The sequence below is a fragment of the Algoriphagus aquimarinus genome (assembly GCF_900112005.1).
In the GTDB taxonomy this organism is placed as follows: domain Bacteria; phylum Bacteroidota; class Bacteroidia; order Cytophagales; family Cyclobacteriaceae; genus Algoriphagus; species Algoriphagus aquimarinus.
In genome coordinates, this window is record NZ_FOKK01000008.1 from 42,523 (window position 1) to 57,585 (window position 15,063).

General features: G+C 39.7%; 14 protein-coding genes. 8 read left to right on the forward strand and 6 right to left on the reverse strand.

Annotated elements, in window-relative coordinates; all coding sequences use genetic code 11:
• Positions 1-84: 84 nt before the first annotated feature.
• Both BM291_RS11795 and BM291_RS11800 read right to left on the reverse strand, forming a co-directional pair.
• Positions 85-1,323 carry an ADP-ribosylglycohydrolase family protein gene (locus BM291_RS11795; RefSeq protein ID WP_092897624.1) on the reverse strand — a complete coding sequence of 413 codons (1,239 nt, stop codon included), beginning with the start codon at positions 1,321-1,323 and terminating at the stop codon, positions 85-87.
• Positions 1,320-2,285: a phosphotransferase gene (locus BM291_RS11800; RefSeq protein WP_092897626.1), complete on the reverse strand. Its 966-nt coding sequence runs from the start codon at positions 2,283-2,285 to the stop codon at positions 1,320-1,322. Before BM291_RS11800 ends, BM291_RS11795 begins: the two co-directional genes overlap by 4 nt.
• A 174-nt stretch (positions 2,286-2,459) precedes the next feature.
• Here BM291_RS11800 and BM291_RS11805 point away from each other — a divergent pair, with 174 nt between their 5' ends.
• The 8 genes from BM291_RS11805 (at position 2,460) to BM291_RS11835 (ending at position 11,136) form a co-directional block, all read left to right on the forward strand.
• Positions 2,460-3,617, forward strand: coding sequence for an acyl-CoA dehydrogenase family protein (locus BM291_RS11805; protein WP_092897628.1), 1,158 nt, complete (start codon positions 2,460-2,462; stop codon positions 3,615-3,617).
• Between the two features lie 74 nt (positions 3,618-3,691).
• A complete protein-coding gene (locus tag BM291_RS11810) occupies positions 3,692-5,377 on the forward strand; it encodes an AMP-binding protein (protein WP_092897630.1) in 1,686 nt (561 codons plus the stop codon).
• Positions 5,378-5,714: 337 nt separating this feature from the next.
• A complete protein-coding gene (locus BM291_RS11815; RefSeq protein WP_092897632.1) occupies positions 5,715-6,734 on the forward strand; it encodes a hypothetical protein in 1,020 nt (339 codons plus the stop codon).
• Positions 6,735-6,738: 4 nt separating this feature from the next.
• A complete protein-coding gene (locus tag BM291_RS11820; protein ID WP_092897634.1) occupies positions 6,739-7,068 on the forward strand; it encodes an STAS-like domain-containing protein in 330 nt (109 codons plus the stop codon).
• Positions 7,065-7,649: a hypothetical protein gene (locus BM291_RS11825; protein WP_092897636.1), complete on the forward strand. Its 585-nt coding sequence runs from the start codon at positions 7,065-7,067 to the stop codon at positions 7,647-7,649. The genes BM291_RS11820 and BM291_RS11825 overlap by 4 nt, the downstream gene beginning before the upstream one ends.
• 71 nt (positions 7,650-7,720) lie before the next feature.
• The gene (locus BM291_RS22055) at positions 7,721-7,879 is read left to right on the forward strand and encodes a hypothetical protein (RefSeq protein WP_175499692.1); all 159 of its coding nucleotides are present in this window, start codon (positions 7,721-7,723) and stop codon (positions 7,877-7,879) included.
• 137 nt (positions 7,880-8,016) lie between these two features.
• Entirely contained in the window at positions 8,017-9,585 is a 1,569-nt protein-coding gene (locus BM291_RS11830) for a sulfatase (RefSeq protein WP_092897638.1), read from the forward strand.
• Between the two features lie 111 nt (positions 9,586-9,696).
• On the forward strand, positions 9,697-11,136 hold the full coding sequence (locus BM291_RS11835; RefSeq protein WP_245786850.1) for a sulfatase: 1,440 nt from the start codon (positions 9,697-9,699) through the stop codon (positions 11,134-11,136).
• A 143-nt stretch (positions 11,137-11,279) separates the two neighbouring features.
• On the opposite strand, the gene BM291_RS11840 is transcribed toward BM291_RS11835, so the two are convergent.
• The 4 genes from BM291_RS11840 to BM291_RS11855 all read right to left on the reverse strand — a co-directional run bounded on the left by BM291_RS11840 (position 11,280) and on the right by BM291_RS11855 (position 15,063).
• The gene (locus BM291_RS11840; RefSeq protein WP_092897640.1) at positions 11,280-12,212 is read right to left on the reverse strand and encodes a UDP-glucuronic acid decarboxylase family protein; all 933 of its coding nucleotides are present in this window, start codon (positions 12,210-12,212) and stop codon (positions 11,280-11,282) included.
• A gap of 100 nt (positions 12,213-12,312) precedes the next feature.
• Positions 12,313-12,867: a sugar O-acetyltransferase gene (locus BM291_RS11845; protein ID WP_092897642.1), complete on the reverse strand. Its 555-nt coding sequence runs from the start codon at positions 12,865-12,867 to the stop codon at positions 12,313-12,315.
• A gap of 109 nt (positions 12,868-12,976) precedes the next feature.
• Positions 12,977-14,152, reverse strand: a complete 1,176-nt coding sequence (gene uxuA / locus BM291_RS11850) for a mannonate dehydratase (RefSeq protein WP_092897644.1) — start codon at positions 14,150-14,152, stop codon at positions 12,977-12,979.
• Between the two features lie 92 nt (positions 14,153-14,244).
• The gene (locus BM291_RS11855) at positions 14,245-15,063 is read right to left on the reverse strand and encodes an SDR family oxidoreductase (RefSeq protein ID WP_092897646.1); all 819 of its coding nucleotides are present in this window, start codon (positions 15,061-15,063) and stop codon (positions 14,245-14,247) included.

The window sequence follows — 15,063 nt, forward strand, 5'->3', positions numbered from 1 at the left end:
CATAGAAAATCAAAGAGCTGGTATTATTTATGGGTGGTCAATTCTCAAGTTGAGCTTTGTTCTCTTGCAGGGGAAAACATAGTGTCATTTCCCTAACATGTGACTTGTCAACTCGTTGGCGATTTGATCTAGATCTATCCCCAGCAAATCTTTGTTAACCTGTAAGATTTTTTCGCGCTCCAGTTTTGGAAGATTTTCAAAACCATAATATGCTCCTAATATCCCGCCAGCTACTGCAGCAGTAGTATCATTATCCCTACCGTAATTCACCAAAAAAGTAAGCGTTCCCATGAAATCAAAATCTGAATAAATCATTGCTGTAAGCGTTTGAAGCCAGACTTCCCCTGCATGGAAGGGCATGTCTTGCAGTCTCTGATCGAGCTCCGCGAAAGCGAATTGAAGTGCTTTGCTATCTGGGTGCAGCTGATTTCCCAAGCTGTCTTGCTTTGCAGCTTCAGCTGAGATCAGCAGCGCATTTTTTAAGATATTGTGGGCAGTGCGACCTACCAATCGGCTTTCGAAGTAATGCTCCGGATCCAAACGCAAGGATGCGAGTAAATCTTCCTTGGTAGCTCCTTGCTTCATTCCAGCCGCAGTCATGGCAGCTGAGAGTGCGGAAATGTCTTTTGCATAGCCCAAATCATAAAATGAAAGCTTGTAGGCTTCCGCGTATGCTTTTTCAGGATTTCCAGGAAAAAAGGAACCCAGTGTGGGAGAGTAAAGCAATCCCGCACAAACCATCTCACCACCATAGAATTTACCCAAAGAATCAGCATAGCCGATCAGGTTATTATCTATAAATGGTTGACTTACTTTAGCCCATTCTTGCAACCATCCCATCTTGAGCGTTACAGCTTCAAAAGGTTCCGGATCAGTGCTTTTAATATCCTTAAATTCTTTAGTATAGGATTCGTATGTACTGAGAATTTGCTTCGCAAAATCCTTAGCGTTCAACTCATCTCTTTTTTGTGTGAGCAGGTAATTGGAAGTTAAAACCTTCCAGCGCGTATCGTCCGTGGTGCCTCCTGCTGGTAGGTTTGCTATCCAAATACCTTCTGGAGAGACTTCTCTGACCATGGAGTCCAAGCTTTCTACAAATCCATATTCCAGATTGATTGCCTCTCTAGCCCACATTTCCGTAGGAGCACCCATTGCATCTCCAATGGCTGAGCCAACCAACATTCCAAGTATTTTGTCATGCAGTTGTTTTTCAGTTAACCCTATTTCGGCTATTTCTTGATCAGAAAATTGAACGGGAGATTCCTTTTTGCCACAGGCACAAAGTAGGGAAAGGAAAAGTACTAGCAGGCAAAGGTTTTTCATTGTGGCAAAATATAGTTTCTGGCTTTTTCCAAAAGTGATTTCTTCTCCGCTAAAGTAAGTGAAAGTGGGAGCTGCGCTATACCTATAAGTCTTCGCATAATTTCCATTCCTCGGTAGGCATTCACCAAGTCTTCTGCATAGCTATGTTGATACAGCTGCAAAAAGGTTTTTTGATAACTTTCATCCATTCTTGCTAGATCAAAATGTGCGAAAAGAACCCCAAGGTCGTATTCGCTATCGCCCATATAGGCAAATTCCGTATCGATGATTTTGACGCCATTCTCAGTTTTGAGCCAAGAGGCTGGGTAAAAATCCCCATGTAAAAGCGTGGTTCCTATCGCTAAATATCGCTTTCCTAGCAATTCTAAGGCGGCTTTAAACTCAGCGTCTGTCTTATATTTCAAGCTGATTTTCTGCAAGCCAGGCTGCACTATATCTAAGTCAAATCCATTTTCTTCCAAAAAAGGGAAACGAAAAAGATGCTCATGGTTAAGCTTTTTCATTTCCATATTGTCTGGAAAATTACTTACCTCAAGTGCATGTAATGCATTCAAATACCGACTGATAGAATGGAAATCATTGTCATCCCATTTGTAGTCTTTTGCATAAATAGTATTGAAGTCAATACCATTTCCCAAATCCTCAATGAGTAAAATATGGTGCTCAGCATTGTAATGAATCACTTTAGGGCTATAACCGCTGAGAATATCGTCATCTTCTATTAACTGGTAGTAGCAAAGTTCAATTTCAATTCTATTTACTGGAGCTAATATCTGTGGGAATTTACGGACGTATGGCTTGGATTGCTTAAGGATAACTGATCTAATACTTGTATTTACACGTAATACTAGATTCATGTTACTTTCCCCTGCAGGTTCTACCGAAAGCAATTTTTCATCTTTACCCCACAGTGGGAGTGAATGTAGCATCTCTAAGCTAGAATGCTCATTAAGGTCAATCATATTGATGAGTTTGGGTAATAGTAAGTATCGAAACTATGATAAAGTTTTTAGAGACAGGCACATTTTGATAAAAGTTGAAAAATCAGTGGCAAATGGTCTTTTAGAAGACATGTGAAAGCCACGATTTAAAATTCCCTATTTTTGAATTGAATTAAACCCTAAAATATATAGAACATGTTTGGACTACCCCGAACTCTTTTCACAGAAGAACACGATCTTTTCAGAGTAAGCGTAAGAGATTTCATTGCCAAGGAAATCATGCCTTACAATTCTCAATGGGAGAAGGATAAGATGGTATCGAGAGAAAGTTGGCTTAAACTTGGAGAAAACGGGTTTTTGGGGATTCAGGCTCCTGAGCGTTTTGGAGGAATGAATATTAAAGATTTCAGATACAACGCTATTTTTATAGAAGAGCTTGGATTGAGTGGATGCTCTGCTCCTGCGATTGGGTACCCACTTCACAATGATATTGTGATGCCGTACATCTTGCATTTCGGAACTGAGCTGGCCTTGGAAAAATATATTCCCAAGATGATAGCCGGCGAATACATAGGAGCCGTGGCGATGACCGAACCTGGAGCGGGCAGTGATCTGCAGGGGATTCGAACTAGTGCAATAGATCAGGGAGATCATTACTTAGTCAATGGTAGTAAAACCTTTATTACCAATGGTTATCTATCTGATGTAGTGGTGGTTGCGGTGAAAACAGATCCCAAGAAAGGCGCAAAAGGAATCAGCTTACTCTTGCTTGATAATAGCATGGAGGGATATACCAAAGGACTTCCATTTGATAAAGTAGGATTGCATGCGCAAGATACCTGCGAATTGTTTTTTGAAGATGTGAAGGTGCCTAAGGAGAATTTGCTAGGTAAAGAAGGCGAGGGGTTCAAGTACCTGATGACTGAGCTGGCGCAGGAGCGTTTGGTCGTATCTCTGGCAGCGGTAGCCTTAGGAGAATATATGCTCGAGGAAACTGTTAAATATGTAAAGGAACGAAGGGCTTTTAATCAGGCAATTTCCGAATTTCAAAACACCCGCTTCAAATTGGCGGAAATGTGTGCCGCACTTGAGCAGGGAAGGATTTACTGTGATTACTTAGTACAGCTTCACAATGAAGGAAAGCTGGACTCCGCTATGGCTTCAGCTGCTAAATACAATATGACCGAGTTGCAATGCAAAGTGGCAGATGAGTGTGTTCAGTTGCACGGAGGATACGGTTATATGTGGGATTACGGGGTAGCCAGGGCCTATGCAGATGCCAGAGTTCAGCGAATATATGCAGGTACCAATGAAATAATGAAAGAGTTAATCGCAAGAAAAATCCTGAAATAGGCAAAAAATCTTTTGACCTAAGCCAAGTTTTTGATTAATTCAATAAATAGATTCACCCAACAATAACTCATAACATGAAGGATTTCCCTTGGTTTAAGTATTACCCAGAGTCTGTACCAAAAGAAATAGATTTTAAAGCCTATTCTAGTGTTGCAGAGCTTTTTGACGAAAGTGTAAAAAAATATGGTGATGCTGTGGCTTATGAATGCATGGGTAAAACCATGTCATTTAATAAGTTAAATAAGCTAAGTGAGGATTTTGCATGCTACCTGACTCAGGTGTTGCGATTGAAAAAAGGAACCCGAGTTGCCATTCAGATGCCAAATACCTTGCAGTATCCGGTGGCTATGTTTGGAGCTATTCGCGCAGGAATGATCGTGGTCAATACCAACCCACTTTATACCTCTTCGGAAATGAAGCATCAGTTCAAAGACTCTGGAGCTGAATTGATCATCATCGTAGCCAACTTTGCAGATAATCTGGAGAAAATTATGTCTGAGATTCCTGCAAAGCATGTCATCGTAACCGAATTAGGCGATTTGCTTGGAGGAGTAAAAGGTACTATTGTCAATCTGGTGGTGAAATACATCAAAAAGATGGTGCCAGCTTTCTCTATTCCAAAGGCAGTTTCATTTAAATCAGCCTTGGCCGAAGGAGCAAACCATAAATTCAAATCGGTAGATCTCACGTTGGAGGATACCGCATTTCTTCAATATACCGGAGGTACGACGGGAGTTTCCAAAGGAGCTGAATTAACTCACGGAAATATCGTGGCAAACATGCAGCAGATTTCTGCCTGGATGAAGCCGAAGTTGAAAGAAAGGGAAGAGATTGTCGTTACGGCGTTGCCCTTGTATCACATTTTCGCGCTGACGGTAAACTGTCTAGCCATGCTCAAAATTGGTGCGCATAATCTCCTGATCACCAATCCACGTGATATGCCGGCCTTTTGTAAGGATCTTTCCAAAAAGAAGTTTACGGTATTTACTGGAGTAAATACCCTTTTCAATGGCCTTCTGAATCAGGACTCATTTAGAGCTTTGGATTTTAGTAGTTTGAAAATATCCGTAGGTGGTGGAATGGCTGTGCAAAAAGCAACAGCTGAAAAATGGTTGGCAGTGACAGGCACACCTTTGGCCGAAGGCTATGGCCTTACCGAAACCTCACCTGTAGCTTCCTGCAATCCCATAGATGGCACGGAAAGAAACGGTACTATAGGCATCCCACTTCCCAACACGGAGTTTATGATCATAGATGACGAGGGAAATACGCTCCCAACGGGTGAGCGTGGAGAAATATGCATTAAGGGTCCACAGGTAATGAAAGGCTACTGGCACAAGCCAAAGGATACAGCGGAAGTGATGCTAGGAGACTGGTTCAAATCAGGCGATATCGGCGTGATGGATGACGATGGCTTTACCAAGATTGTGGATAGAAAGAAGGAAATGATCCTAGTATCCGGTTTCAATGTATATCCCAATGAAGTGGAGGATGTGATCGCTTCCTATCCTGGCGTGTTGGAAGTAGGAGTGATCGGCATTCCAGATGTCAAGTCCACCGAGCGCGTAGTTGCTTATGTGGTGGTGAAAGACAAATCCATCTCCCAAGAGCAAATCATCTCCCATTGCCACGAATCCCTGACTAATTATAAATGCCCTAAGGAAGTACACTTCACGGACGAACTCCCAAAATCCAATGTCGGCAAGATCTTGAGAAGAAAGATCAAAGAAGCGCATATGGAGAAAATAGGACAAAAGTAGGTAGATATCAGTTTTCAGTAGGCAGTCTCAGTAATAAGTCATAGAGGAAAGTGTTCAGTTTAGCTAAGGATAGTGAGACTGAACACTTCCTATTGAGGACTTTTTTTTGTCTGTTTCTAACCAAAATTTTCGCATTCAAAATATAAAAACTGTTTTTCGTTTTCAGAGTAAATGATATCTTTAGGAATCAATTTTTACAAAAAAAACAGAAGATGCCTATTTTTCATACATCAAGCATAAAAAAAATCTTTAAAGTCCAACCTGAATTCGATCAATTATTGAATAATTCGAATGCATTGATAGAAAGGGAGATTAGAATCGTGGAGGGAGGAGAAGGATGATTAATAATAAATTATATCAAATAAGAGCAAATTATCAGGGTAAAAGGAAAACAGTAAATTGGCTTAAACGAAAAAAGCGCAACAAAGAAAAAAGAATTGAAAAATATCACGATCTAATAAAATTCAAACAAAAACCTTATGTAATAAAAGAAGCTCCGATTGACTTTGATTTTATTAACAATACTAATGAAGTTCTGAAATATTTTAACGATTGCGGAGATTTATTTAATAAAAAGGAAAAGGTTGAATTTGATATTTCAAAAATAAAAAAATTAACACCTGATGCTATAAGTTTATTGGTAGCTAGTGTCAATAGTAAGAAATTTATAAAAGGAGGATTGTATAAAGGAGGTGCTCCTGAAGATCCAAAATTAAAGGATTTATTCATTAAATCGGGTTTCTATGATTTTGTTAATTCAAGAAAGAAATTGTTAAATCCACTTGACAAAGATCATGTGATTTTGCATAAAGAGAGAGATTATAAAGTACGTCCAAGAATTGCGAAAAATGCTTGTCTTCATAGCTTAAAGTTTTTAAAAAATGCATCAAGCCCTAAACCATTCGAAGAACTTTATGAAATCATGATTGAAGCTATGCAAAACACAAATAATCATGCTAGTTTAAAAAATATAGAAAAAACAAAATGGTGGATGTATGTATATAATGATAAGGAAAATAAAGTAAGTAAATTCTGTTTTTTCGATTTAGGTGTAGGGATTTTTGAAAGTCTTGTTTACCAAAATTACATTAAAAATTTATTTTTAGAATTGAATTTAATATCTAATAGTGCATTCGTTAAAGATTTATTAAACGGAAGAATACAATCAAGAGTTGATATAGATAACAGCATTAGAGGTAAAGGGATACCTCAAATTGTTAATAATGCACAATTGGATTGTTTTAAAAAGTTTATATTAATTAGTAATGAAGTAAAGATTGATTTAAAGAATAAAACTCATGTATCTTTAGATTACAAATTCGGAGGTACTTTTTTTTATTGGGAATTAAAATTATAATAAAATGATAATTGATGAAATTAATATAGCAAATGATTTTTCCGATACCCCAGGTGCGAGGTATAAAAAGGATGGTCCTTTTTCTGGAGAAGAATTTCTTGAAAAGCATTTGAGGCCTAAATTCATTAATGGACTTAAGGAAAATGGAGAGATTTTAATTGTGCTAGATAATGTTTGGGGATATCCTTCTTCATTTGTTTCAGGATCATTTGGGAAACTATCTATAGAATATAGTTCTGAAACAGTTCTGAAACATTTAAAATTTAAATCCATAGATAGTAGAACGAGATTGGAGAAAATTATATATGAAATAAATAATCCTACAAGAAAATGAGAGTAATGAATGTTCTAGGGAAAATCATATTCATAGTTATTTTTTTAGTTGGTATACTTGTTGGTATTTTTGTCTCTAATTTTGGGATAATTACAAGAGATAATATTACCATAAGTCAGATAATTACTTGGTTAATTACTGTTGGTATAGCTATATCAATCCCAAGCTATATTAATAAAATAGTAGATAATAATAAAAATATAAAATTATTTTTAATAAAGGAGATAGAATCTATTAGAGAGATTGTGTCTTGTATAGAGAAAGATCTTTCAAATTTAGAGATTGGAGATAAAGTAGATTCTAGGTTTCAGAAAAAAATTCTGTATAATATAAATAAAATTGATCTAGGTTTTGATGTGCTTTCAAATCAATTGGATAATAATTCAATTAAATCTGATTTAATTCAAATTGAAAAATTAAAGAAAAAATATTTTTCATACTATACATATTTAACTGGGGCCTCCAATATTTTTTCCGATACATTTTTAATAAATGAGTTGTTTTTGAAAGAAAATTTAAATCAGTTTTCTGCCTTTGAACTTGAAATAAAATTATTTATTCTAAAAATTTATAACTTATGAATCCATCCATGGTTTTAGAATTTATAATTGATTTATCAAAATATTTAATGGTTTATCAAACCTGCTATTCCATGATAACTTACAATATCACTAGTGCTCCGACTAGAGTCAAGATACACACTTTTGTACTTTGGTCTAACATCACCTTTCCATCTCGCTCCGTTTCGCTCATACTGGGCATGTACGTAGCGCATAGTTGGCGCTTGGATATCGTCATCACCGAACACTGAGACTGAATACTGGGACTGATCACTTACCTCTAAAACCAGCTTCCTTTATATAAAATACCCTACAGTATATCACATTCACTTTTTGATTTTCAAGGATCCTAACCATCTTAGATTTCTCATTATCAATAAACCTCCTCATGCTGAAGAAATTCATTCCTATCGCTGCGCTTGTGCTCGGTGCTTTTCAAACTTTTGCTCAAGCTCCTAAGCAACCCAATATTGTTTTTATCCTCGTCGATGACTTGGGTTACCATGATTTGAGTGTGACAGGAAGTAGCTTTTACGAGACTCCACACATCGATCAACTGGCAAATCGTTCCTTTCAGTTTTCCCAGGGATATTCTGCTTCGCCTGTATGTAGTCCGGCACGTGCGAGTCTGATGACTGGGTTGACGCCCGCAACGCACGGAGTAACAGATTGGATAGGTGCGGGATATGGAGAGGCTTGGAGGAAAGCGGGACGACATACCAAGCTTTTGCCTCCGAATTATGAGCATACATTAAAAGCATCCTATTTGACTCTGCCGGAGGCTCTGAGAGATTCTGGATACGACACCTTTTTCGCAGGAAAATGGCATCTAGGAGGTGAAGGCTCTTATCCTGAAGATCATGGATTTGATATCAATGTGGGTGGCTATTCTGCGGGTAGTCCTATGGGTGGATATTTTGCGCCTTACGATAATCCAAAGATGGAACAAGGTCCAGATGGTGAAAACTTAAGCATGCGCCTAGCAAATGAAACGGCTAAGTTTATCTCCCAAAAACACGAAAAGCCATTCTTTGCTATGCTGTCATTTTACGCAGTGCATGGACCTATTCAGACAACGGAGGAAAAATGGGCTAAATACAGAACGAAAGCTGAAAAGTTGGGGATCGCAGATCATGGTTTCGAAATGGAGAGAAGGTTACCTATCAGGCAGCATCAGGACAATCCGGTATATGCCGGACTTGTAGAGGCTATGGATGATGCAGTAGGAGTGGTGACGGCAGCTTTGGCCAAGGCTGGTTTGGATGAGAATACCATTATCGTATTTACTTCAGATCACGGTGGAGTGGCCTCTGGAGATGCTTTCTCTACGTCAAATTTACCTCTGAGAGGTGGTAAAGGTTACCAGTGGGAAGGTGGACTTCGTGTTCCTTATTTTATCAAAGTTCCTGGGCAAAAAGAATTGATTAGCCTGAATGTACCTGCGAGTGGGATAGATTTTTATCCTACCCTGTTGGAATTGGCTGGACTGGAGATGCCTAAAGGTATAGAGATGGAGGGAGTAAGTTTGGCTCCAGCGATGAAGAACAAGAAACTCGCAGATCGCTCGCTATACTGGCATTATCCTCACTATGGTAATCAGGGTGGGGACCCTAGTTCCATTGTTCGTGAGGGGGATTGGAAATTGATCTACTACTGGGAGGATGAAAGCGTAGAGCTTTATAACCTCGCGACTGACCCGGGTGAGCAGACTAATCTGGCTTTTAGCAATCCTAGAGAGAGTAAAAGATTGACGACTAAATTGATGAAATGGCTGTCAGAAACTGATGCCAATAAGCCGACCATGGATCCAGAGTATAACGAGGCGCTACATCAGGAAGTGTTGGAAAAATTCAAAACGGTAAGAAGACAAGCTGTGGAAGACGAGCGTCTAAAAATGCTAAACCCAGCCTATGTCCCTAATGCTGACTGGTGGGGAAGCAAGGTAACCAAGGATTAGTTGGAGGTGAAAAGTGAGAGGTAAGGCTGTAAGTGGTGAAATGTGAGATGTTAGAAGTGAAAGTTTTAGTAGGTAGTTTAGTAGACCATAACAAGTTTAAAATCTGAATCAGTGAAGAAATATATCATTGTGAGTTTGCTGTTGTTGGCAGGAGTAAAGAGCTCTTTTGGACAGCATAAAACTCAGCTACCGAGCAAGCCAAATGTGGTTCTGATCAACGTGGATGACTTGGGTTGGACGGATCTGGGCTTTATGGGTTCTGAGTATTACGAAACTCCAAACTTGGACAAACTCAGCACAGAAAGTAAGGTTTTCATGCATGCTTACGCTTCGGCTTCCAATTGTGCTCCGAGCCGCGCATCGATGATCACTGGGCGCTATCCTATGACTCACGGTATTTACACCGTAGACCCTGCAGACCGTGGAGATAAGCGGACTAGACAGTTGATGGCTTCTGCGAATGCAAAATCCATTCAGGACAGCCAATATACACTAGGTAAGTTTTTCAAAGATAATGGATACCGTACTGGTGTTTTTGGTAAATGGCACATCTCAGATGATCCGGCTATTCATGGATTTGATGTGAACATAGGAGGGAACCATAGCGGAAATCCTGGGAAAGACGGCTATTTCAGTCCCTACAATATCAATCTGAAAGCGAAGACAGCCGGAGAATACCTAACCGACCGATTGACGGATGAAGCAATTGATTTTGTGAAATCAAGTGTAGGAAGGCCATTTTTCCTCTATCTGCCTTTTTATACCGTCCATTCTCCTTTGCAAGGCAAGGCTGATTTGGTAGAAAAATATAAGAATAAGGAAGGAGGAAAAGGTCAAAATAATCCGGTCTATGCCGCCATGATCGAAAGTATGGATCAGAACGTAGGAAGGCTTTTAGCGGTGCTTGACAATCTTAATCTGGCCGATGACACCATGATCATCTTTACATCAGATAATGGCGGTATACGCGCCACTAGCTATCAGGATCCGCTTAGGGCTGGTAAGGGGAGCTATTATGAAGGCGGGATTAGAGTCCCCCTACTTGTCAAGTGGCAAAATCAGGTAAAAGCTGGAGTTGAAAATATAGCGGTGACTCAGATGGATTTTTATCCTACGTTCAAAGAATTGATAGCTTCAAGTGCGGATGTGAAACTGGATGGAGTAAGCTTTTTACCGGTGTTATTGGATAAAAAAAGTAAAGCAAGAGACTTGTTCTGGCATTTCCCGATATACTTGGAAGCTTATAATCCTAAGGAGGATGGATCGAGAGATCCACTTTTCCGGACGCGCCCAGGTTCTGTAATACTTTCTGGAAAATGGAAATTGCATCAGTATTTTGAAGATGGAGGATTGGAATTATATGATTTAGAAAACGATCCTTCTGAATCTATAAATATGGCTGTTTCTAATCCCAATAAAACAGCTGAACTACTGAAAAAACTAGAGGCTTGGAGATCTAAGTTTGGAGCGCCTATTCCTACGATTAAAAACCCGGATTACGACGCTGCCTATGAAAAGGAGGCGATTGAAAAAACAACGGGCTTGTTATGAGTGGTAAGAGGTAAAACGTGCAATGTAAGTTGTAAAATTTGTATGTGGTAAATGGTGAGAAGTTAAACGTAGTAAGTAGGAAATAATGCACCAAGCAAAAAAAAGCCATCTGCGAAGATGGCTTTTTTTTGTTCCTAGGATATTTAGATTACTGATTCGAAGTACTTGATTGTTTTCTCCAATCCTTCCCTCAGTTGTATTTTAGGCTCCCAGTCCAATTCCTTTTTTGCAAGATCGATTACAGGTCTTCTCTGCATAGGATCATCCTGAGGCAAAGGCATAAAAATCATTTTACTCTTGCTATTGATCAATTCGATGATTTGCTGAGCTAATTCCAGCATGGTGAATTCTCCTGGGTTCCCGATATTCACAGGGCCAGTAAATCCATCACGACTATTCATCAGTCTGTACATTCCTTCGATATTGTCGTCCACGTAGCAGAAAGAGCGGGTTTGCATACCATCTCCATACATGGTGATGTCTTTTCCTTGTAGTGCCTGAACGATAAAATTACTCACTACACGACCATCATTTGGATGCATTCTTGGGCCATAGGTATTGAAAATACGCATGACTTTGATCGCTACTTTATGTTGGCGATAGTAATCGAAAAACAACGTTTCTGCACATCTTTTACCTTCATCGTAGCAAGCTCTAGGGCCAAGTGTATTTACACTTCCTTTGTAGCTTTCTGGCTGTGGGTGAACTTCAGGATCTCCGTAGATTTCTGAAGTACTAGCCTGAAGGATTTTGATTTTCAAACGCTTAGCAAGACCCAACATGTTCATCGCGCCGATTACAGAGGTTTTAGTCGTCTGTACCGGATCAAACTGGTAATGAACAGGGGAGGCTGGACAAGCTAAATTATAGATTTCATCTACTTCCACATACAGTGGATGTGTAACATCATGACGAAGTAATTCGAAATTCTTGTTGTCTAAGAGATGGTGAATGTTTCTTCTATTGCCCGTGAAAAAATTATCAACGCAAAGCACTTCATTTCCTTCAGAAAGAAGGCGATCACAAAGATGGCTGCCAAGAAATCCGCCACCACCACTTACTAAAACTCGTTTCATTCGGTAATTACAAAAGGTTCAAAAACACTTGTGGCCAAAAATAAGCAAATGTTCTTTAAAATAAAGGAAGTAATTAGGTAAAGCTTGATATCTGTAAAAGCTACACTAAATTTTTAATGATTTTGGCTGGGTTTCCTCCGATCACTACATCAGCGGGGAAACCCTTGGTCACTACAGCTCCAGCAGCTATGACAGTTCTGTCTCCGATGCTTACTCCTGGACAAATCACTGCTGATCCACCTATCCATACATCGTTTCCTATCGTGATTGGTTTGCCGTATTCCCACATTTTACCTCTTTTGACAGAATCAAGTGGGTGAGTAGCAGGATAAAACTGAACGTTTGGAGCTACAAATACACGGTCACCAAGAGTGACTTTGCATACATCAAGAACTACACAATTGAAGTTGAAGAATACATCATCTCCAACTTCAATGTTTGTTCCGTAGTCGCAGTAAAAAGGAGGTTCTACCCAGAAATTTTTACCGGCTTTTCCAACTATTTTTCTGATCAGAGAAATTCTCAACTCGGTATCTTCAGGATCTGAATCATTGAAGGTTTTTACCAGTTTTCGAGCTTTCAGACGTTCTGCTACCAATTCCGGATCACCGGCTTGGTAGAGTTCTCCTGCTAGCATTTTCTCCTTTTCAGTCATTTCCCGTGTTTATAATTTGATTTTATTTGGCCACTCCGATTACTCAGGATAGGCTTAGGAATCTCGCATGGTGGATAATTAACTCTCTGGGTGAAGCTTTCTACTTACTCTATTTCTTTTGGCTGTATAGCAATCCTGCTTCCACGCCGCGTATTTCCGCAAGGCCTTTTAATCTACCGATAGCAGAGTAGCCTGGGTTAGTTTTTTTGTTCAAATCATCCAACATCAAATGACCATGATCGGGTCGCATTGGAAGGCTTTTGCCTCGCTTCTGCTGCACTTGAATGATTGCATCAATCACTGCTACCATAGGCACATTTCCTTCCAAGTGATTGTCTTCAAAGAAGTTTCCTGCTTCGTCTCTTTTGGTGCTGCGCAAATGTATGAAGTGAATATTATCACCAAATTCCTCGACCATAGCTGGAAGATCATTGTCCGCACGTACTCCAAAAGAACCCGTACAGAAAGTTAAACCATTGTATGGACTCGGCTGATCTCTCAATATTCTTCTCGCATCTTCGGCGGTACTCATTATTCTAGCTAAACCAAAAAGCGGGAATGGTGGATCGTCTGGGTGAATTGCCATCGAAACTCCATTTTCCTCCGCAACTGGCACGATAGCGTCCAGAAATAACCTTAAGTGATCAGCTAGTTTAGCAGCGTCAATTCCATCGTAGGTAGCGAGCATGGCTTTGAATTCTTCCAAAGTATATCCGATCTCTGAACCAGGAAGCCCTTTCAGCATATTGTCGAAGATCATTTGACGTTTGGCAGGACTGAGCGCTTCGTAGTACGTCTTTACTTCAGCATATTCTTCTGGAGAATATTCAGCTTTTGCTTCCTCTCTTTCTAGAATAAAAAGATCAAATGCCTGAACAGCTTTTTTCTCGTAAAGTAGGGCTTTCACACCGTTTGGAAGCTCATACTCCAGGTCGGTTCTAGTCCAATCTAGAATAGGCATGAAATTGTAGCATACAGTAAAAATTCCTTCTGCAGCAAGATTACGGATGGTTTCTTTATAGTTCTCAATTACCTGTAGGTAATTTCCAGAGCGTGTTTTGATGACTTCGTGTACTGGTACTGATTCCACTACAGACCAAGTCAGTCCAGCAGCTTCGATGATATTTTTACGTTCTTTAATTTCTTCTCGTGACCATGTTTCTCCATTGGGAATATGGTGCAGGGCTGTTACGATGCCGGTTGCTCCTGCCTGAAGAATATCTCTGAGACTTACAGGGTCATTTGGTCCATACCAACGCATGGTTTGCTCCATTTTATAGGTCATATTACTGTGGGGTTAATGGTCAATTTTCAAATTCAAAGTTCAATTTTCAAGTTCTGTTATATTCGAAATAGGAAATTCGAAATTAACAATAATTACACGCCTGAATAGGCTCCAAAGCCTCCATCTACAGCAACGATAGTTCCGGTCACGAATGCTGAAGCGTCTGCACATAACCAATGCAAGGTTCCCAGCAAATCTTCAGGTTTGCCAAATCTAGCCATAGGAGTATGGTTGATGATTTGATTTCCCCTGCCTGTCAGACTTCCATCTGCTTCAGTGAGTAAAGCTCTGTTTTGCTCGGTAAGGAAAAAACCTGGAGCAAGTGCGTTCACACGGAATTCAGCCCCGTGTTTTGTACAAAGTTCAACTGCTAGGAATTTAGTGAAATTATCGATAGCTGCTTTAGCCGACGCATATCCCAATACTCTTGTCATAGGTCGGGAAGCTGCCATGGAACTGATGTTCAATATATTTCCCTTGCCTTTATTCAGCATAAGAGGAAGTAAGATTTGACTTGGGATAGCTGTGCCCAAGTAATTCAAATCCATTACTTTACGTAGAGAATCTAAATCAAGATCTGAGATCGTCTGATCAGGTCTGATAACCGCGCCAGGCATATTTCCACCTGCAGCATTGATCAGCGTATCTATGTAGACGTGCTCATCAGCGATCTGATTGGCTACTTTTTGCACACTATCAGCATCGGTGACATCACATATATAACCAGATGCTTTACCTCCTGTGGCTTGAATCTCATTTACCAATTCTTCAACTTTTGCAGGAGTTCTACCAAGAATAAAAACTTCAGCTCCCTCTTTGGCTAAGTAAAGGCTCATGGATTTCCCTAAAACTCCGGTGGCTCCTGAAAAGGCAATTTTTTTCCCTGTAAGAGAGAATAATGAATTACTCAT

Bases quoted from the DNA above. Each gene is read 5' to 3' on its own strand.
- BM291_RS11840 (WP_092897640.1), bottom strand. From the start codon at position 12,212: ATGAAACGAGTTTTAGTAAGTGGTGGTGGCGGATTTCTTGGCAGCCAT.
- BM291_RS11810 (WP_092897630.1), top strand. From the start codon at position 3,692: ATGAAGGATTTCCCTTGGTTTAAGTATTACCCAGAGTCTGTACCAAAA.
- uxuA (WP_092897644.1), bottom strand. From the start codon at position 14,152: ATGACCTATAAAATGGAGCAAACCATGCGTTGGTATGGACCAAATGAC.
- BM291_RS11825 (WP_092897636.1), top strand. From the start codon at position 7,065: ATGAGAGTAATGAATGTTCTAGGGAAAATCATATTCATAGTTATTTTT.
- BM291_RS11820 (WP_092897634.1), top strand. From the start codon at position 6,739: ATGATAATTGATGAAATTAATATAGCAAATGATTTTTCCGATACCCCA.
- BM291_RS22055 (WP_175499692.1), top strand. From the start codon at position 7,721: ATGATAACTTACAATATCACTAGTGCTCCGACTAGAGTCAAGATACAC.
- BM291_RS11795 (WP_092897624.1), bottom strand. From the start codon at position 1,323: ATGAAAAACCTTTGCCTGCTAGTACTTTTCCTTTCCCTACTTTGTGCC.
- BM291_RS11855 (WP_092897646.1), bottom strand. From the start codon at position 15,063: ATGAGTAATTCATTATTCTCTCTTACAGGGAAAAAAATTGCCTTTTCA.
- BM291_RS11815 (WP_092897632.1), top strand. From the start codon at position 5,715: ATGATTAATAATAAATTATATCAAATAAGAGCAAATTATCAGGGTAAA.
- BM291_RS11830 (WP_092897638.1), top strand. From the start codon at position 8,017: ATGCTGAAGAAATTCATTCCTATCGCTGCGCTTGTGCTCGGTGCTTTT.
- BM291_RS11800 (WP_092897626.1), bottom strand. From the start codon at position 2,285: ATGATTGACCTTAATGAGCATTCTAGCTTAGAGATGCTACATTCACTC.
- BM291_RS11805 (WP_092897628.1), top strand. From the start codon at position 2,460: ATGTTTGGACTACCCCGAACTCTTTTCACAGAAGAACACGATCTTTTC.
- BM291_RS11845 (WP_092897642.1), bottom strand. From the start codon at position 12,867: ATGACTGAAAAGGAGAAAATGCTAGCAGGAGAACTCTACCAAGCCGGT.